At 60.3% G+C, this 18,935-nt stretch carries 13 protein-coding genes and 3 pseudogenes; 7 read left to right on the top strand and 9 right to left on the bottom strand.

Annotated features, from left to right (window positions below; translation table 11 throughout):
- Window positions 1–390: 390 nt before the first annotated feature.
- The 3 genes from GV035_RS29690 to GV035_RS29255 are packed head-to-tail and all read right to left on the bottom strand — an operon-like array spanning window position 391 to window position 1,935.
- Window positions 391–843 carry a CHAD domain-containing protein gene (locus GV035_RS29690; protein ID WP_268892227.1) on the bottom strand — a complete coding sequence of 151 codons (453 nt, stop codon included), beginning with the start codon at window positions 841–843 and terminating at the stop codon, window positions 391–393.
- A complete protein-coding gene (locus GV035_RS29685; RefSeq protein ID WP_268892226.1) occupies window positions 795–1,319 on the bottom strand; it encodes a CHAD domain-containing protein in 525 nt (174 codons plus the stop codon). The genes GV035_RS29690 and GV035_RS29685 overlap by 49 nt, the downstream gene beginning before the upstream one ends.
- A 55-nt stretch (window positions 1,320–1,374) precedes the next feature.
- Entirely contained in the window at window positions 1,375–1,935 is a 561-nt protein-coding gene (locus GV035_RS29255; RefSeq protein WP_236572400.1) for a CYTH domain-containing protein, read from the bottom strand.
- A gap of 1,104 nt (window positions 1,936–3,039) precedes the next feature.
- Between GV035_RS29255 and GV035_RS02830 the strand changes: the two genes are divergently transcribed.
- The 4 genes and pseudogenes from GV035_RS02830 to arsB all read left to right on the top strand — a co-directional run bounded on the left by GV035_RS02830 (window position 3,040) and on the right by arsB (window position 4,839).
- Window positions 3,040–3,363, top strand: coding sequence for an ArsR/SmtB family transcription factor (locus tag GV035_RS02830; protein ID WP_159833180.1), 324 nt, complete (start codon window positions 3,040–3,042; stop codon window positions 3,361–3,363).
- Window positions 3,351–3,611, top strand: a complete 261-nt coding sequence (locus GV035_RS02825) for a hypothetical protein (RefSeq protein WP_159833178.1) — start codon at window positions 3,351–3,353, stop codon at window positions 3,609–3,611. Before GV035_RS02830 ends, GV035_RS02825 begins: the two co-directional genes overlap by 13 nt.
- Window positions 3,559–3,747 (top strand): annotated as a pseudogene (locus GV035_RS02820) (hypothetical protein); the annotation flags it as partial. The gene GV035_RS02825 and the pseudogene GV035_RS02820, both read left to right, overlap by 53 nt.
- Before the next feature lie 21 nt (window positions 3,748–3,768).
- On the top strand, window positions 3,769–4,839 hold the full coding sequence (gene arsB, locus GV035_RS02815; protein WP_159833176.1) for an ACR3 family arsenite efflux transporter: 1,071 nt from the start codon (window positions 3,769–3,771) through the stop codon (window positions 4,837–4,839).
- A gap of 1,663 nt (window positions 4,840–6,502) precedes the next feature.
- On the opposite strand, the pseudogene GV035_RS02810 reads toward arsB, so the two are convergent.
- Both GV035_RS02810 and GV035_RS29250 read right to left on the bottom strand, forming a co-directional pair.
- Window positions 6,503–6,845: pseudogene (locus GV035_RS02810) on the bottom strand (CDF family Co(II)/Ni(II) efflux transporter DmeF); the annotation flags it as partial.
- 60 nt (window positions 6,846–6,905) lie between these two features.
- A pseudogene (locus GV035_RS29250) lies at window positions 6,906–6,998 on the bottom strand (metal-sensing transcriptional repressor); the annotation flags it as partial.
- Window positions 6,999–7,107: 109 nt separating this feature from the next.
- On the opposite strand from GV035_RS29250, the gene GV035_RS02800 reads away from it, so the two are divergent.
- Entirely contained in the window at window positions 7,108–8,322 is a 1,215-nt protein-coding gene (locus GV035_RS02800; protein ID WP_159833174.1) for an MFS transporter, read from the top strand.
- Between the two features lie 528 nt (window positions 8,323–8,850).
- Here GV035_RS02800 and GV035_RS02795 read toward each other — a convergent pair.
- Window positions 8,851–10,437, bottom strand: coding sequence for a sensor domain-containing diguanylate cyclase (locus GV035_RS02795; protein WP_159833172.1), 1,587 nt, complete (start codon window positions 10,435–10,437; stop codon window positions 8,851–8,853).
- Window positions 10,438–10,765: 328 nt separating this feature from the next.
- On the bottom strand, window positions 10,766–12,922 hold the full coding sequence (locus GV035_RS02790) for an EAL domain-containing protein (RefSeq protein ID WP_159833170.1): 2,157 nt from the start codon (window positions 12,920–12,922) through the stop codon (window positions 10,766–10,768).
- 194 nt (window positions 12,923–13,116) lie between these two features.
- Between GV035_RS02790 and GV035_RS02785 the strand changes: the two genes are divergently transcribed.
- Together GV035_RS02785 and GV035_RS02780 are read left to right on the top strand one after the other, a co-directional pair.
- Window positions 13,117–14,271, top strand: a complete 1,155-nt coding sequence (locus GV035_RS02785; protein ID WP_159833168.1) for a GGDEF domain-containing protein — start codon at window positions 13,117–13,119, stop codon at window positions 14,269–14,271.
- Window positions 14,272–14,399: 128 nt separating this feature from the next.
- Complete coding sequence (locus GV035_RS02780; protein ID WP_159833166.1) at window positions 14,400–15,143, top strand: SDR family oxidoreductase; 744 nt, start codon at window positions 14,400–14,402, stop codon at window positions 15,141–15,143.
- A gap of 483 nt (window positions 15,144–15,626) precedes the next feature.
- On the opposite strand, the gene GV035_RS02775 is transcribed toward GV035_RS02780, so the two are convergent.
- On the bottom strand, window positions 15,627–17,108 hold the full coding sequence (locus tag GV035_RS02775) for a chemotaxis protein CheW (protein ID WP_159833164.1): 1,482 nt from the start codon (window positions 17,106–17,108) through the stop codon (window positions 15,627–15,629).
- Window positions 17,108–18,913 (bottom strand): methyl-accepting chemotaxis protein, encoded by a 1,806-nt coding sequence (locus tag GV035_RS02770; protein WP_201303889.1) that lies wholly within the window; start codon window positions 18,911–18,913, stop codon window positions 17,108–17,110. Before GV035_RS02770 ends, GV035_RS02775 begins: the two co-directional genes overlap by 1 nt.
- Window positions 18,914–18,935: the final 22 nt, after the last annotated feature.

Raw genomic sequence — 18,935 nt, 5'->3', positions numbered from 1 at the left:
GGCCACTTGAAAGGCGGGGAGCAGGATAGTGCCAGTCAGTAACCCTAACGTAATGCGAGATCTAACCAGGCTGAAGCTTTTCATTCTCGTCTCTCCAATAGACCGCGGGGCTGAGATGTGTACCCCGGCACGGAGGCACCGGGTGTTGCGCTTGTTTGTTGAAATCCACGGCAAACGAACTTCACCGTGGGGCGCTTTTTAAGCACATCCGAAAGAAACTAGCTTTCGCACATGTCAGCGACGTGACTCATACTCGTTACTTTCGATGTTTTCCGCGCGGCGATGCGAAGGTGAAGGATTGGACGCGACTTCTAGATCAAATTGATTCGCAATTAGAAGCTTCACACGCGCTTGCAAGGGAGAGCCTGCTGCTAATAGAGGGGCAATGGCCTAGTGTTGCGGCACAGAAAGACGACTGAATGTTTTCCAAAGCGCCTTCATCGGATGGCGATCATCCGCCGCTCGGGAAGCGAGGAACCCTCGCGCGAAACCGGCACCGGCTGCGGCTTCAGGCTTGGTCTCTCCTAACGACCGGAGCAGTCTACTCGCGACGACGACGTCGTTACGCCAGCCCAGGTCGTCCTTCAGATCGCTCAGTGCGCTAATGTAATGCTTGACCGCCCGACGCTCGAAGAGGCTTGCGAAGAACTCTGTCGCATAGCGCAATTTCTTGGCTGCGATACGCGCGCGATGGCGCGTTTCATCATCAAGTTCGGCAAGGCCGTGGCCTCGCTTGAGCAATTTCTTGTGCCGGCGCCTCAGCGTCTCAGTCGCAAAGCTGGCGATGGGGCCTTTCAGCGCGTCGAGAACTTCCTCTGATTGATTGATTGATTCGTCCGCCACCCCTTCTGGTCGATCCAGAGTGCGAATTCGATCATTAGGCGCGTGTAGCGCACGGAGTTGACTGCGGCAACGGCGGCCTTCCGGTTCTCCGTCGCGATGTTGCGCGCCGCGTGTTGGACGGCCATGACGTCGGCATCATCTGCCGCGATATCGAACGCTTTTTTCAGTGTGGTGCCAGAAAGCACCTCCCAGTCGCGAGCCTGCCCGAGCTCGCCGGCGATCCACCTCAGTTCGTTATCGAAATGAGCCGGTGCTAGGATTACAGGCGCAAAGAGGTCTAGCGCCGAGCGCAGGCGGCGGAGTCCGACTCGCATCTGATGGACGCTAGACGGATCCTGCCCCAATATGACGCCTCGCTCATTGCCGTGAACCTGAGCAAGGCAGTTTCTGGCGATCGCATGAAAGCCATCTTCGACCGAAACGCGCTTCTTGAACTCCAGTGGCTGCGCTCTTACGGGAGCGCTTTGCTCCTGCACTAGGAGACTATAACCACGGTCGGCCTTGCTGAGATGATCGATGCGAAGCGGTACGTCATGCAGTAAGGACGCGCGAAGTTGTAAAGCTGCTCTGGCTCCCCGCTCTTGAGCTCAAGCTCGATACCGTGGATCGGAGCCGACCCACCCGCAGTGGCTTCGACTGCACCATCGTCCATCGCAACCTCAACCTCGGTACCGCCGGGCAAGTGCAATGTCGCGACGCACCGATTGATGCGGTTAGAAAAAGTGGCTCGAGGCGCCCGGCGACGTCAGGCACGGACAAAATATCGATGGCCTCGGAGGTTTTCGGAATCAGCGCGAGCAACGCGTCAAGGTCAGGGCCATCTCCGTTCACCGGACACTCGAACTCATCGCGCACGAACAGGCCAGCAGCGGTCGACCCTTGCATCTTAAGCGTTTGGAGGCGTTGCTCGCCGACGACACGCACTCGTAAGGATGCGCCGTGCTTGCGAAGATGCATCTCGGGCGTGTCGAAGTAAGTGCTCACAAGATCGGTCGCATCTACCGGGCCGTTCAACAGTCGGCTGACCGCCGGGGCATGCATAACCTGGCTTGCCTTACCAGAGGTCACCAACAGCTTGAGTTGTGTTTCCATGGCGCGTACGTCCCGAAAAGACAGTCAAACGGTGATGTAGCATCATTCGTAATTGCTTGCAGGGGAACTCCGGTAGCTGGGCGATCCAATGCCGAGAAACGCTGGGCGTCACGCCCAGGCTGTGTTGGAACGCAATCTCCTGCAGGTGCGGTTCGTTGCGTACGGCTCCGACGACGGTCCAAGCAGGAGAGAGCTCATCACGCTTATCCCCGATGGGCACGTTGCTGACGGCGTATGCGCCCGAGAAGCACTGTTCCTTTTAGTTAGAAAACCTCATTATTAAAAACACCGAACCGCACAATCAGAAGGCCTTGCTGCCGGCAAAGCGCTGCCGCAACCCAACGGATTAGTCGCAATGTTGACCTTGACCCAGACTGATGTTTGCCGGTTTCGACGACGCACGCCCCGCGCTCGTCGTGCCGGTGTCCGCGTCCGCTGGCGGAACAGGCCGGGTGCCTGTGCGACGAGATCCCCGCGTTCGGGCTGCGGCAAGATGCTCAGACCTGCCGCGCGGTGCGTTGTCCGAAGCGGATTCGTATAAAAGAGGAAAAGGTCGGGAGTGCGATGCCGGTGGCGCTTCGGCTTACCGGTCGCTAGCAGCTTGCGACAATGCGGGAGATCGCACGTTCGCCTCTATCCAGATGCGTCCCCAGGTGGTTGCGTATTGGAGGGCGTCAAAATCGTCGTGGAAGAGGTCGAGGTCGTTGAAGCTACGAGCCGGATGGCCGTGTTTTCGAATGATGACACTAGCGGCGTGTAGGCCATCGCAGTCCGCCCGGGCGGACGCGACTAGTCGGAATCCCCGATAACGGGTGTTAAGAGAACGCATTGCTTTTCCAGGAACACATCAGGTAGGGACGGGTACATCGAGCCGGCGGGCATTTGGAGCGCGCATTGTGACTTTGCAATGACGTCCGGCTACTGTGCGTGCTCAGGTTTCACTGGCCGCTTTGCGGCAATAGATTCGCCGAACGGGGCTGACGCAACCCGACCCGGACTGCCTTTTGACCCATCGTCTCGACTAGGTCCACTTGCAAAGCGGTAGCCTTCATTGCCCCGCCGCAGCGGCTTGCTTTCGCGCAGTCTTTCTATTATATTGGAAATATGGAAACCATGGAAGTTGTCCGGGCCCTCGCCGCGCTCGCCCACGAGCTACGTCTGCATGTGTTCCGCATGCTGGTCGTCGCTGGTCCGACCGGATTGACGCCGGGCGCCATTGCCGAGCAGCTCGATGTTCCCAACGCGACGCTCTCCTTTCACCTCAAGGAGCTGATGCACGCGGGGCTGGTCACGCAGCAGCGCGACGGGCGCAGCCTGATCTATCGAGCCGCATATGACCGCATGAGCGCGGTGCTCGGCTTTCTGACCGAAAATTGCTGCCAGGGGCAACCTTGCCTTGATCCAGGCGCCGACTCATGCAAATGCTGAAGGAGGACCACCCTGAAGGTTACATCCCCGACCACGTTGATGACGTTGCAGCCAGTATCGCCTCCTATGCAAAACTGTTCGCCGCAGGGCGGGGGCGCGGGCAGGCGGACTACGCAAAATGGATGCTGGACGATTTACGCGTGAACTTCTTCGCGATTTCAACGCGCGGCGCGAAGGCCGGCGCGGTTTATCTCTGTCAAGGTCTACCGGGGCCACGCCGATCCGTCAAACGCACCGGGCGACGATGAAGGCAAGCGGCACGCGTTCGAACTCACGCGCGAAGCAATCGGCTACCGCATGCGTCTGGACAACGCCGAACTGCAGCAGGCGCTGCATGACATCCCGTTCCAGTGGTACAGCGAGCATCTGAAGCCTTCGAGCTGAATCCCTTCTATCGAGTCACCCATGAACATTCCCAATGTTGCCGCTTCTCGGAAGTCGGCCGCTGGACCGGCCATCAGCTTCTTTGAGCGATACCTGACCGTCTGGGTCGCGCTGTGCATCGTCGCTGGCATTCTGCTTGGGCAGGCCCTGCCTGGAGTCTTCCAGGCGATCGGGCAGTTGGAATATGCGCACGTCAACCTGCCTGTCGGCCTGCTGATATGGGTGATGGTTATCCCGATGCTGGTCAAGGTCGACTTCGGTGCGCTACATGAAGTGCGCCACCACGTTAAGGGCATCGGCGTCACGCTCGCCGTGAACTGGCTCGTCAAACCATTCTCGATGGCGTTGCTCGCGTGGCTCTTCATCAAGCACCTGTTCGCACCGATACTGCCTGCAGATCAACTCGACAGTTACATCGCGGGCCTGATCCTGCTTGCGGCCGCGCCCTGTACAGCGATGGTGTTCGTGTGGAGTCGCTTGACCGGTGGCGATCCGCTGTTCACGCTCTCCCAGGTTGCGCTAAACGATAGCATCATGGTCGTCGCCTTTGCGCCGCTCGTCGGCCTGCTTCTCGGTCTTTCCGCGATTGCCGTGCCGTGGGCGACGCTGCTCACGTCCGTCTTGCTTTATATCGTGGTTCCCGTCCTCCTCGCTCAGATTCTGCGAAAGGCGCTGCTCGCCAAGGGGCAGGCGGTGTTCGATGCAACGATGGCAAAAATCGGCCCCTGGTCCATCACCGCGTTGCTGGCGACACTGGTACTGCTTTTCGCGTTCCAGGGTGCGGCGATCCTGAAGCAGCCGCTCGTCATCGTGCTGCTCGCCGTGCCGATTCTGATCCAGGTATTCTTCAATTCGGCGCTCGCCTACTGGCTCAATCGGGCAGTCGGCGAGAAGCACAACATTGCGTGTCCGTCGGCGCTGATTGGCGCGTCGAACTTCTTCGAACTGGCGGTCGCAACGGCAATCGGCCTGTTCGGATTCAACTCAGGAGCCGCGCTCGCCACGGTCGTGGGCGTGCTGATCGAGGTGCCCGTCATGCTGCTCGTGGTGCGTATCGTCAACCGCTCAAAAGGTTGGTACGAGTGCGCCTGAGTCATTCGGAATCAAACGGATCTTGTGGCCTTTGAGGCTCGCTGGCGAGAAGGACTTGCAATGCAAACTTCGATCGGCGGCCACGCGCACCCCGCCGCTGTCGAGGCGCTACCGGAAGCCAATGATTTGCCTGCGGTCGGCGTTGCGGAGCACTTGCCCCATTTCCTTGTCCCAGACGGGCCATTGAAGTCCATCGCGTGTGGCGGGTCGGACGTTGGCCACTGGGTCAGGTCGCCAGCGGCTGCTGATCGGCGCTCCAGACCGCAAAACATGAATCCGGTGACTGACCGGTTCCGAGAAAGTTGTCTGACCGCTCAGGGACCGAATCCTGCAAGACGCGCGCCGGCGAATGGCCGGCCACCGAGGACAACCTAATGTGCTTGAGGGGCGCTCTTTTTGGCATGTTGCCTTTGCGGGGTGCGGAGACCGGTTTGGCTCAACCCGCCGTTCGACGCCCATAGAACCGGCTCGGCTGGTTCTGCGCGGCCGGACGGCGGCGATATCCCCTCTTGACGCCGCTGCAAGACCCTAGACGAGATGCAATCCGGTGGAACGCAGCGGATAGCCGGGGCCTGTGGATTATTAGAGCGTTCCGAATGCCGCTCCGTTTTCAACTTGGAGCCGATGTCGTGGCCGAGGGAGCAGCGAGCAGCCGCGCGCAATCCCGGCCCGTCCTAGGTTCGTACGCGTTGCGCACGAGCGCGCACGGGCACAACGGGATCAAACGAGTTCATTCCCTCGTACACCTCGGCCCACGCGGCTAGCTCGTGCTCCATGCAGCCCAAAACATAGCGAGCCGCTGTGCTGTCGTAGCCCGCTGTCTCCAGCGAGTGGACATACTCGTGAAAGGGAATGAGTTCCGCCTCTCGCTGTTCAATCTGACGCTCGACCCGTTCTTTCAACCTCACAAAGACGTCCCTATTGTCCATGTCAGCAGCCAAATAGCAGAGCGGGTGCTAATCCTAGCATTCGCTTACCGCAGATTTCTTATGAGAACATTTGTTATATTCGCTTACTCCATATGATGGCAGCCGCAATCGCAACCGTGCGGATAATTTTCTCCAGGTTGTTGCCATTTCTTAAAGACGAGTTTGGCGGCTATCAAGGAGCGGGCGGGGCAGACATTCGAGTGTTTGGTGCCGGACCACCTCGACGAATAAGGGATCAGGCCAGCCAGCCGTTCGTACACCGTATCAAACTCTCACCGTTGAAACTTCGATGGGTCGGTTGACCCGCGTGAGAGCCCGCGAATTATGCAGGCCGTTGCGGCGCAATGAATCGACCGCTCGAAGTGAACGGTAGACCAGGTCCCGCGCCGCGGGTAGCGGCCTCTGCGACCCAATTTAGCTTAGTCTTGGTTGATGATGCGCAGGACCTTTTCGGTGGCGACGAGTGAGGCTCGCCGCAATCCGGGCTCCTACCGCGCAGCACCGGAGCGTTTTAAGGGACTGTCGCATGTGACGGTAGAAGTGAAGCCAACTCGCGCAGTGGCGTGAGCGATGGCAGTTGAAACGCCATGCATCGAGGTCATCGAGGAACACGACGGACCATTGGCTCCGTAACGTTCTCGATGAGACGGGCCGCCGACATGCGCACAAGGCGACACTCGATACGAGTCGCCAAGCGAAAAGCTGAACGAAAGACGGGTTTTCTGGTTTTATGCGATCACGCTCATATGCCCTGGACCGACGCGCCAGACATGGAGGTCAAGCACGGTGTCGCCGTTGTCCTGAATGATATGACGGACGTTTTCCGACATGCGTCTATCCGGATTCATGTCCAGCAAAATGCCGCCTGTATTGCGCATCGAGCCCCACGACCAATTTGCAATCACCAGCGAGCCGATTACGCGCGCAAACGGGTCCATCCAGACGCATCCGAACGCGCGCGCCCAGCAGCAAGCCGATGATCGCCAGCACCGGAACGGCGGCGTCGGCGATGACGTGTATGTAGGCAGAGCGGATATTGTGGTCGCGGGTTTCGGCCGACGTTGCGTCGTGCTCGTGCTAGCGGCACACGACCCCATCCTCCGGGGCGCACCCATGAGGAAAACGAGCGCAGACCATGCAACCGCCCTTGTCCTCCAATGCCCTTTCAATAGCTTCGACCTGCCCCTTTATTCGGCAAATGCGATTTAGCGGCTTCTGTTTTTCTCGAATCTGTACTCGCCCGCACCCAGAGGCGCTTTGTCGTTGGTCGTATGACAATGTCAGTTATATGGGGCGTACACGGCCATGCGATACGAACCACCACCCACCATCAAGGAAAATGGAAAGCCAGCAGCGACTAAGCATCCTTCGCCAGATACCGCGAAGCGTCTGGGTTCTCGGGTGTGTCAGCCTGCTCATGGACGTGTCATCAGAGATCATCCATAGCTTGCTTCCGATGTTCATGTTTGCCAGCCTGGGCGCTAGTGCTACCACCATCGGCCTCGTCGAAGGCCTTGCCGAGGCTACCGCGCCCATCGTCAAGGTGTTCTCGGGCGCGCTAAGCGACTATCTCCGGAATCGAAAGTGGCTCGCCGTCACGGGCTATGCCCTCGGAGCTTTGAGCAAGCCGCTTTTTGCGATAGCTCCTACAATCGGCGTCGTCGTGAGCGCGCGTGTACTGGATCGCGTAGGGAAAGGCATCAGAGGCGCGCCGCGCGATGCGCTGGTTGCGGACGTCACGCCCCCTCACCTGCGCGGCGCTGCGTACGGATTGCGTCAGTCCCTCGACACCGTCGGCGCGTTCGTCGGCCCCTTGGTGGCTGTCGGCGTTATGCTCGCGTTCTCCGACAAATATCGACTCGCGTTTTGGCTCGCGGTCATACCGGGCTTGTTCGCGGTCGCGCTGCTCGCTACCGGCATCAAGGAGCCGACGCACACGCAGAAGACTAAGGGCTCGAGAGGCGCGGGGCCGGTTCGCTGGCGAAAGCTCGTCGAACTTGGCAGCGGCTACTGGTGGGTCGTCGCCATTGGCGCTGTTTTTTCGCTGGCGCGCTTCAGCGAAGCGTTTCTTATTCTCCGAGCGATGGGAAGTGGCGTGCCGCCGGCACTCGTTCCACTCGTTATGGTTGCGATGAATGTCGTGTACGCGTTCTGCGCATACCCGTTCGGCAAACTCGCAGACCGATTCAGCCAAACGCGGCTGCTCATCGGCGGCCTTGGCGTTCTTATCGCCGCTGACCTTGTGCTCGCGCAGGGAGCACACTGGGGCTTCGTCTTGGCCGGCGTCGCCCTCTGGGGGATGCATATGGGCATGACACAGGGCCTGCTCTCCACCATGGTTGCACACGCTGCGCCATCTGGCTCCCGTGGAACCGCGTTTGGGTTCTTCAACCTGTTCAGCGGAGGCGTCACGTTGTTATCTAGTGCACTGGCTGGAGTAATCTGGGATCGCGTTAATCCAGCAGCGACCTTCTACGTCGGTGCGGTGTTTTGCGTTGCGGCAATCTTGCTACTTTCCTTCGTTAGGCTGCGTCGCCTGCCTGGAACGTCGTGAGTAAGGCACACAAGAGCTGACGTTGTGACATGACGGGTCGATGCTCCATATATTTCTGGGGTGGATGGCCGGTGTCGCATTGGAATCGGACCCTGTGTGCATGTGTTCCGAACGTCCCTTCATGTTTAGGGTTGTTGGATGCCTGCCCCGATACGTCGGCACGTCAACTCGCGCGGAATGGAAGCATCAATGTTCATCGGCGGCGCAATACGACAATTCAGTGAAACTTGTCCAGCGACCCGCGACTGTGCTTCTGGAAAGGCAAAAAGCGACCGACACAATCGCCAGTTGCCCTCGTCTCTTCACAGGCAAGGAAGCCGCGCGATTGCTTTATAACGCGAAAATCGACCTGATCCGCCCGGCAGACATCGTCATGGCCAACCATGATTCAGCGGGGGCCGCGTTCAAGATTGGCTTTTCGATGGCGCTCAGGAACCCGGCGTGGGTTATCGGTCGACCGAGAATAGCTTGGGAACGCGCCAAGGTGACGTCCGTGTGGACTGCCGGGGTACGTTGGAGCGGGTTATCTCAACAGGCAAGATCTGCAGCCGAGGTGCTTTGCACGCGTTTGTCCTTCGCTCGTTCATACATCGGGGCCGTTGCGACGCTCACGCGGTTACGACCGCGCAGTTTTGCGGCGTAGAGCGCTTTATCAGCCGCCAGCAGGCCGGTCATTGGCGTCACAGCGGTTGTTGGCAGTATGACACTACATCCGATGCTGACGGTGAACGGCGCCATTTCCTCCGGCGAAGGGCGTACCGATCCCTGATAAACGCAGTCACGTATCGCTTCGGCGGCTCGTACACCATCAGCGAGCGCGGCTCCAGGCAGCACGACCACGAACTCTTCGCCGCCATAACGGGCGACAATATCGTGGTTCGCTCGCGTTTGGCGCGTCAGGCATTCCGCGATGATTTTTAGCGCTGCATCGCCAGCCGCGTGCCCATGCTGATCGTTGTAATCCTTGAAGTGGTCGGCATCGACGAACAATATGGACATCGGCTCACCGGAAGCTTGACAGGCACGCCATGCGTTCTCGAGTAGCCGTTGCAGGGAACGCCGGTTTGACACCTCAGTCAGCGGATCAATGTCGGCAAGCCGGCTGATCGTTGCCTGCAATGCAATGCGGTACCGCAGGCCGAAGACAAGCGCCCATACGACGCACGCGAACGCAGCGCTCAGTAACAGGGCAAGTGAGCCAATCACGTAGGATCGGCGCCGCCAGCCGGCGAGTAGGTCGTCGTAGGAGGGCGCAAAGACGGCTATTAGGTTGGTGTCCGGCACCCGCGCGAAGCAATACAGTCTTTTCACGCCGTCCACGGGCGAATCCGCAACGTAGTAGCCCTGCTTGGCAGCAAGCATTCTGGCAAACGTACGAGAGTGCGCGACGTTTTTCGGCTCGTCCGATTTCAGCGAAGGATTGCGGGCGACAACCGTGCCATCGGTCTCCAGGATCAGCGCTGTGCCGTGCGGGCCGACCGCCAGTGCTTCCATCATCGCCTGGAAATAATCAATGTTCACCGCAAGCGACGCGATCCCGCCGAAGCTGCCGTCCGACAAGGAAATGCGACGGCTCAAGGCGATTGAGGGCGCGCCCCCGCGTGCTCTTGAATTGTATGGACGGGAGATAAAGAGGCCGCGGCTTGGACTGCTGGGGGATACGTGCGCCAAGAAGTAGTCGCGGTCGCCCACGTAGGCGTGTACGGCCGTCTCGTCCCGCCCCTCAACGATGTGTCCTGTAGGGTCGACGACGAATACGCCGCTGACATAGCGAGCGGCGGTGGAGCGGTCGAACAGGACCCTATGTCGCATATCTTTTGGGAGAGCTTTCACACGCTCGTCTGCCGCTCCCTCAGCGACCGCTTGCAACGACAGATCGTACAGCTCGACGTTGCGAGCAACTTCCCGACTCAGGGTGACCGCGACATTGCCGGACGTGGCAACCGCGCGGTCGATCTCTTGCTGGCGGCCCGTTGCCAGCATACCTAGCGTGAGGACGAACACGCTCATGCTGATCAGGGTACCAACCCAGCCCGCGAGCACGGGTTGTCGGGCGAACCACTGAGCGCACGGCGGTGCGTGAAGTAACGAAAAATCGGTGAAGGGGCGTCGCATCGGTGTCGGCTTCCTGTGAGAGATGCGTAGGGCCTCGAGTTGCCATAGCATTACCGATTACGGCGCGACGGGCGCGTTTCTTGAGTTGTTGAGTCACGCGGGTTTCAGCGGCGGCGAATGCAGGTGACGGCGCTCTCGACGTCCGCTTCACGGTTGGCCGACAGCCGCTTCCGTCGGATCTGCAGGGATCGCCCGGTCTGCTGCGCAGCGCTGTTTCTGGCGGCAGACCGCAAGATCGACACATACAAGAAAGCATCGACAAGCGTTGGCAAGGGCCGCTCACGCCTGCGCGTGCACTTCGTACGGGGATCGGGACTTCAACTGCCAGCTAAGATCTGCTGGCTGCGGCGTCATCAGCGATACGACTCAGCAAGTCCGAGAGAGCGTCTGAATACTCTGGGCTTCGGAGCCCATGATGTATTGCGGCTGACGAAAGGTTCGCGCGGGTCCTGTCGTCCGCAACGTTGGGAAGGCTGTTCGACAGTTGTCGCAATAGCGCATCGACGGGAGATTCCGGATCACTCGCGTTCGATGCAGCGGCCGAGGACATCGATGGCGTGTCGTGCGGCACCGGCATCGCGGCTAGCTTGTTGGTCTCGGACATGGCAATGGCAAGCGTAAGCAGGCTTTCTTCCCAGACAAGCAGTTGTGCGAGCTTGCCCAGGCGGCTCGATGGGCGAGCGAGATCCGGCAACGTTGGCTGCATGTTGTTCTCAAGCCACGCATCGAGTTGCCGTGCCGCCATAGGCCGTGCGATCGCGAATCCCTGCACGCGATCGGCCCCAAGTATCGCCATGGCCTCGAGAAGAGCCAGGTCTTCGATGCCTTCGACAATGACGCACTTGCCCATCGAATGCGCAAGCCGCGTGAGTTGGCTAGCAAACCTCAGCATATCCACCTCGTCATTGTCGCCTCTCGCGACAATGCTTCGATCTATTTTGATGCAGTCGAACGGCAAGTCCCGCAAGCGGGAAAGACTGCTATAGCCAGCGCCGAGATCGTCTTGTGCGAGAACTATCCCCAGTTCCTTGTACTTGCGCAGTTCGTGACCGACGTCGACGCACGTTGGAACCTCATCGGTCTCCAGGATCTCGAACATCACCCACTCGGGCCGGCACGAAGTGGCTTTGAGCGTGTGGCGCGTATGCTCGAAATAGCGCGGGTCTGCCAAAGCGCTAGGCGGCAGGTTGACCGTGACCTTCAGCGACAACCCCGCTTGGCGCCACCTGCACACGTTATCCGTTGCCTGTTGCAGGCCCTCTACGAATAGTATGAGCAGGTCCTCCGATGTCAGCGCGGGAAGGAATTCGTTCGGCGTGACCAGCCTGTCGCCATCGCGCAGGCGAGCCAGCGCCTCGACTGAAGTGATGGCGCCCGTCGACAGGTCGAGAATCGGCTGGTAGTGCATCTCGAGGCAGCCCGAGCGCAACAACACACCCCACTGTTTGCGAGTCGCATAGGGGATCGTGCGACTGGGGCCGTTCCTTTGCTCGATTCGCCCGAGCGCGAACGCAAGCAGGGACTGCAACTGTTCAGTGAAGGCGACTTGCTCTTTCGATTGCCCTCCCGGCAGCCCACGATAGACCGTCATGACGGCGCGAGGCTCCTCGCCGGGCTTGCATATTGGAATCGCTACGCTCGAACGAAATCCCGCCGCTAGCGCGCTCGTCCGCCAGGTTGCGACATCGGGGTCGGTAGCAACATTGACGCTGCACTCGATACGACGATGCGTCCACGCCCGCCCGGTCGGTCCTCTGCCCTGTGGCTGGTCACCAACCCTGATGTGTTGATCCGCTTTGCGGTCGAGCCCGGCGATGTAGTCCTCCGTTTGGGGCCCGGAAACCGACTCATACCGGAAGATGCCCTGAGCGTCGGGACGTCCGACGCAACAGCCAACCACTTCGACATGCGCACCAACGATGTGCGTAACGCTCTTGATTAGGTCTGTGTACGTGTCGGCGGTCCACGCAATCTCCGTGATTCGCTTGAGCAAATTGGATCTAGCGGCTTGGAGCTCGCCATATACCTGCAATTGAAGGGCTAACTCGCGCAGCATGCGTTGCCCGAGCGTCGCGAACGCCGCCGCGTGTGCGCCCGAATCAAGGCAGTCGTGCAGCGACAACATGAGCATGTCGAGGCTGTCGGCCAACTCATCAGCACTCACACCGAGCATCGCGTTTCGCATGCCGCTGGCGCGCGCATGCCGGGCATGATCTCCCGCCGTCAGCGTCGGGGATGTAAGCGCGACGAGTTCGCTCGCTTGCTCCGTCTTGAATTCGATAAGTTCATCGGCGGACAGGCTTGCGACAATTCGGGCAAGCTTGGGCAGCCTTGAAAGCTTGCGATGCGACTCATCAATGACACGTCCAACGATCTTTCGTGCTTCGCAATGAAGCGCCGCCATCGCGTGTTGGGAGTCACGCCCGTACGGTTGGGCGGTTTGTCGGTCAGGGTTGTCGGTCGATGGATTTGGCGGAGCGAACATTGATAAAGCGGTCCTATGCCGACTGTCAGGTCTTACTGAGCCGCTCGGTCGCTCTCCCAGAACAGCGCACTGGGAGGCCAACGCAGACGCGGGTCCGTCATTTACATTGAAACCGGTTCCGCAGCATTATGGTGCCTTGCAGACCGGAGACGAAAAGAAAATACGGCTGCCAGCGGTCAGTCTTTACCGCCACTGTGCATAACGGCACGAGAACGGGAATCTTTACCGTCGTCTCGACCATTCAAGCATTCGAGCGGTCTGCCGTTATCAATGGGGCGACCGCCTTTGACAACGGCGTCTGCTTGGGCGGCGCATTACATTACGACGCCGGCAAAACGAGCTTAAGCACCATGGGCAGTGCTCCTACGGTCGCCGCCCTGAGCGGGTTGACTAGCCAAACGGGCGACCTCCTTGCATTTTTGCAAGCCTGGGCGATCGGCAGCGCCTTCGTCGCGGTCTACGACGACAGCGATCACGTCCGCTATGCGAACGACGGCTTCCTGCGGGCGTTCAACGTGAAACTAGGCGAAGTCGCCACATTTGAAAGCATCATCCTCGGAAGCTTCCGAAACACGACGGGCGTGCGCATCGATGCGCAAGACCCGATCTCGTTTATCGCCGACGCACAGCTCAGACGCCGTCCATCTCCTTCGATGCCGCGCCAGCGTTCTTTCCCGGTCGACTTCATGGACGGAAGCTGGTTTTGGTGTACCGAAACGCTGCTGCCCAACGGCTGGATCGTTCTCATCGGCTCCGATATCACCTCCCTCAAGCAAACAGAACGGGAGCTGGCCGCCGCGCGCGACAGTGCGCTGACGCTCAGCCAGGTCGATGAGTTGACGGGGGTGGCAAATCGTCGGTTCACTTTATCGAAACTTGGCGGCATGCTGAAAAGCGTCGGAAGCGAGATGACGCATCTCAGTGTGGCGCTGCTGGATCTCGACCACTTCAAAACGATCAACGACACATTCGGTCACGAGACCGGCGATATCGTCCTGCGTCATTTCGCTAAGCACTGCGTTTCGTCTGTACGCGCTGCGGACGTGGTGGGCCGGCTCGGCGGAGAGGAGTTCGCGATCCTCCTTCCCGGCATCACGTCCGGGAAAGCCAAAGTGGTGCTTGATCGGATACTCGCGACGATTCCGCCCGTGACGGTCAAGGATTGCCAGCCCGCCACCATCGCGCTAGCGTTTTCTGCAGGCGTGGCAGAGGCTTACTTCAATGACCGCCCGGAAGAAGTACTCGCACGCGCGGACAAGGCGCTTTACGCCGCGAAGCACGCGGGAAGGAACCGGGTCGAAGTTTCTCATGAAGAGTGGCCCCTTGATAGGAGTCCGGATAGCGTTTGACATCGACGCTCACGATCGCGAGTCCTTCCCAAGTCCGTTTTTCGACCCTAGTGGGGCGCGAGAGGCGTCACGCGGTGCGGGCCGATAGAATCGGACCGCATCGACTCCTTTACGCACCGGACATTTACATGCCACACAAGACTCTCGCCATCGTCACCGGTCATACGCGCGGCCTCGGCGCGGCGCTGGCCGACACGCTACTCTCGCGAGACGCCGATGTTCTGGCCATCTCGCGCCAACGCAACGCCGGGCTTGCGGCACGGTATCCCGGCCGGCTGCACGAGGTGGAACTGGATCTCGCCGATTTCCCCGCAGTGGGCGTCTGGCTCGCGGACGGCGCGCTCGGCCGCTTTCTGGCTCGCGCGGAGCGCGTGCTGCTCATCAACAATGCGGGAATGCTCGCGCCGGTCGGACCGCTCGCGGATCAGGATGCGGGTGCCGTCGCCCGCGCGGTCAGCTTGAACGTCGCGGCGCCGCTGATGCTCGCCGCAGCTTTCGCCGCCGCGAGCGCGCATGCGGCGGACCGGCGCGTCGTCCATGTTTCGAGCGGCGCGGCGCGCAACGCGTATCCCGGCTGGAGCATCTACTGCGCGACGAAAGCCGCGCTCGATCACCACGCCCGCGCCGTCGCGCTCGACGACAACGGCGGCTTGCGAATCTGCAGCGTCGCGCCTGGCGTCGTCGATACGGATATGCAAGCCGAAATCCGCAGTGCCGCGCTGGACCGTTTCCCGCTGCGCGAGAGTTTCGACGCGCTCAAGCGCGAAGGGCAACTTTCGACGCCGGAGCAGTCGGCGCAGAAGCTCGTCGATTATCTGCTGAGCGATGCTTTCGGCGGTGTAGCGACCGCGGATGTCCGCGAACTTCACTGAACTTGATGCCGCCGCTACCGCGTAGGCCGGCGCAGTCGCGACGGCGAGCGCCTTGCGCGATAGCCGGTCGGCGTGAGCCGAAAGAGCCAAAGTGGTGCCTGATTGGATACTTGAGACGATTCCGCCGGTGACGGCAAAGGACTGCTACCCCACTACGGTTGCGCTGATGTTTTCTGCCAGCGTGACGCAGGCCTACTGCAATGACCGCCCTGAAGAAGTCCCCGCACGCGCTGACAGCGCCCGTTATGCCGCAAGCACGAGGGAAGGAACCGGGTGGGAGTCGCTCTCGAAGCGCGCCAACATGATCACGGGCCTGGCCGCTGCCGCGCTGCGGCGCGCCCGTCTCGGGTAGGGCGCACCCGACATGCACTGCCGACGCCAAGCGCCTCTGATTTTCTTGGCGACCTTTTATGACGTTCGTTTTTTCGCCGCTCACTGTCTTCATCGGTGCTACAGACTACTTTCTTAAAGCAACACAGCCAGCTACGCAGCGACATTTTGGCCTCCGTGGGCGAGGCAGCCGAACCGCTCAGACACCCTCTGCGCCAGTTCAACGAGTCGATAGCTGATCCGATTCGGTTCGGCCATCGTGACAATCTGGTAGGCGCCGCCCGTCTCAGGGTCGAAGGCGCGGGAGACCTGCGTGGCTTCGGTCGGCCCTGACATCGTCAGCACAGCGTCAACCGCAAATGCAAGCGTCAGCCCGTTCACCACGACCACCAGTGCTTGCCCCGGCTCCGAAACATCCGCGTCGCTGCCCGCCGCCAAGTCTAACTTTACGAGCTCAACAAAGTCGTTCCGCCAATTGATCAGTCCGAGGCTCGCTTGGTCTACGCCCCCACGCACCGCCACGTTAGGCTTTGTCACAATGCCGGCCACGTGCTCAATGTTCGTCGCAAACGGACGTCCCGCCACCGAGAAAACGATGTAGGAGGCGGTGTATGTCGCTCCTGAATTGCCCTTCGCCGGACCCTTCTGCGGGGTTGTTGTCGGGCGCGGTAGATGCATCAGACGTCCGCTTGTTGAAAGCGCTTGCGAGTTCAAGACGAGCGCCGTTCCACCTTGAGATGTAGCGATAGCACCGAGGAAAAAGCCGGGTTCGACGAACGCGACGGGAGACACCTGCCGTATGTCCTTTGGCGCTACCAGTACCAACTCCGAAAGCTCGTCAACGGCGAAACCGGCCAGACTGTCACCGTGCGCGACCACCAGCATATACTTGCCTTGCCCCGTTTCGCTTTGGGGAAGGCCCAGTACGCCAGGCAGCTCCATGACGGCCAAGTCCGCCCCCGACCAATGCGCGACTCCAAGAAAGGTCTTGTTGCTCAGGCTCGGTTGCTGCAGTTCAGGCATTGGAACCACGCATCGGACGCTAAGCGCGTCGACGCCAAGCAGATGCTCACCGCATCGCACTATCGCATGCTGTCTACGTCTCGCCTTCTCATCTTCGCTCGAGCGCGCTCCGGAGCTTGCAAGTATGGCCGCTGGGGTGTCGCGCGGGCGAACCGGCTTGCGAGCAGCCATTCCCGCCATTGCTTTATAGAGCTTTTCGACATTGGCAATGCCGATCAGCGAGGACGGGTCGCCCAGCGCAGCCAACACAGGAAACAAGCTTGCACCGCTTTCAGCGCTTGGCGCAAGCGCGATCAAACCATGACGGTCAATCGCCTCGGTTTTGCCGACCGCATCGACTTCAATGCCGAACACCGCATCGCCGTAGCGCAGGACGACAACCTGCTTCGCTGGCTCACCCACTGATTGCTCGGGGTAGATCAGCCGGCCTGTATCGAGCGTAGCGATAGCGTCGCCACGCAGCAGAAAGTAGCCTTTCATGCTGGCCGGCTGCCCCGGTATCTGCTGGTAGGCACAGGGCGCCTCCACCGCTTCTACTATGTGCTCTACAGGCAACCCGAAACGGGTCGCTCCGACCTGCACGACGCCGACAACGCAGGTTGACGAGTCCATTATTGGGTCTGGCGCGTCAGCGCGGTGACGGTAGAGGATGAGCGCACTGCTGCTTCGCCCCCGGTTACCAGAGTAAGCTCGCGCAAAAGCTCGGAGACCGTGCGCGTCGCGGTTGCCTGCCTGTCGGTTACCTGGTGAATGGCCGCGATGGTCTCGGTCGTCCGGTTCACACCGGCTCGAATACGGTCGAACCCATTGGCTGCGCGTCCGGACGTCTCACTGCCTGTCTTGATCCGGTGCACGGACTCGTCGATGTGTCGGCGAATCTCGTTGGTCGCCTGAGAGCATCGCTCCGCCAGCCGGCGCACTTCGCTCGCGACGACCGAGAACCCCAGCCCATGCTCGCCCGCGCGTGCCGCCTCGATGGCTGCGTTGAAGGCGAGCATGTTGGTCTGGGTTGCGATTTCACTGATGACCTTCACGACTTCACTGATACCGGCGGAGGACTGCTCAATCTCCTTGATCGCCGACATCGATTCAGCCAGTGTGCGCCCGCCCGTATCTGCCTCGGTCTGCGTTTCGGTCGCAACTGCGGTCGCCTCCCGCGTGCTGCGAGCGATGCCGTCAATGGACTGCGACAGTTCGTCGATCTTCTCGCTCATTGCGACGAGACTCGCCTGCATCCGGCGCTCACGCTCCACTTGTGCCGTGATGTCGCTGGCGTACTTCACGATCTTATAAGGCCGACCGGACTCGTCGAACACGGGATTGTAGGTGGCCTGCAGCCACACGCGGTACCCGTGCTTCGATACGCGCTCGAAACGCCCGGCTTGGTAGTCGCCGCGGCTCAGTCGCGCCCAGAAGTCGCGATATTCGGCCGTCGCTGCAGTTTCGGGATCGCAGAACATCCTGTGGTGCTTTCCGACAATCTCCCGCAGGGTGTAGCCGATCGCATCCATGAAATTCTGGTTGGCGCCGAGGACGTTGCCCTCGAGGTCGAACTCGATTACCGCGTTGGCCCGGTCAATGGCGGCCAGACGGCCATCTCTTTCCGCGACGCCACGTTTGAATTCGGTAATGTCTGACGCGAACTTGACGATCTTGATGAGCCGGCCGTCAGCGCTATAGATCGGGTTGTACGTCGCCTGGATCCATACTTCCCGGCCGCCCTTTGCGATTCGCTTGTATTGCCCGGCGTCGTATTCCCCGCGCCCGAGCTTCTCCCAGAAAGTGCGGTAGCCGTCCGTATTTATGTAGGACGGGTCGCAGAACATCCGGTGATGCTGGCCCTCCACTTCTTCGAGGCCGTAGCCCATCAATTGAAGGAAGAGCTCGTTCGCCGCAAGCACGTGACCACGCAGGTCGAATTCGATGACAGCTTGTGCGCGTTCAATTGCGCGGACCTTTCCGGCGTGGTCATCAGCGACCGTGCGCGCGCCAGTGATGTCCGCCGCGACCTTGACGATCTTCTGCACATTCCCGCGTTCATCAAGAACTGGCGTGTACGAACCGTGAATCCATACATCCGAGCGTGCCTTGTTGATACGGCGGAATTCGCCGCTGGCCTCGCGTCCCGACGCGAGCATGATCCAGAAGTCTTGGTAGGCTTGGCTACTGGCGTAGGCGGCGTCGCAGAAGATGCGGTGATGCAATCCGACCACCTCCTCGGCGCGATACCCCATCAGGGTTAGGAAATTGGCATTCGCGCGCAGAATTACACCGTCCGGTGAGAATTCAACGACGGCTCGCTCTTTCTCCGTAGTCGCCCACAAGGAGCGCAATTCATCGAGCGGCTTCTGACTGGCTGCTGCCGCGGTAGATGCATTGCGTACGGCAAGGGAAATTTCGGCGGTCTCGTTCATCATTGTTGTCTTTCCATTGCGCCTC

Origin of the sequence: Burkholderia sp. 8Y (assembly GCF_902506145.1) — a bacterium.
Lineage (GTDB): Bacteria > Pseudomonadota > Gammaproteobacteria > Burkholderiales > Burkholderiaceae > Caballeronia.
This window is presented reverse-complemented; position numbering and strand designations above follow the sequence as displayed.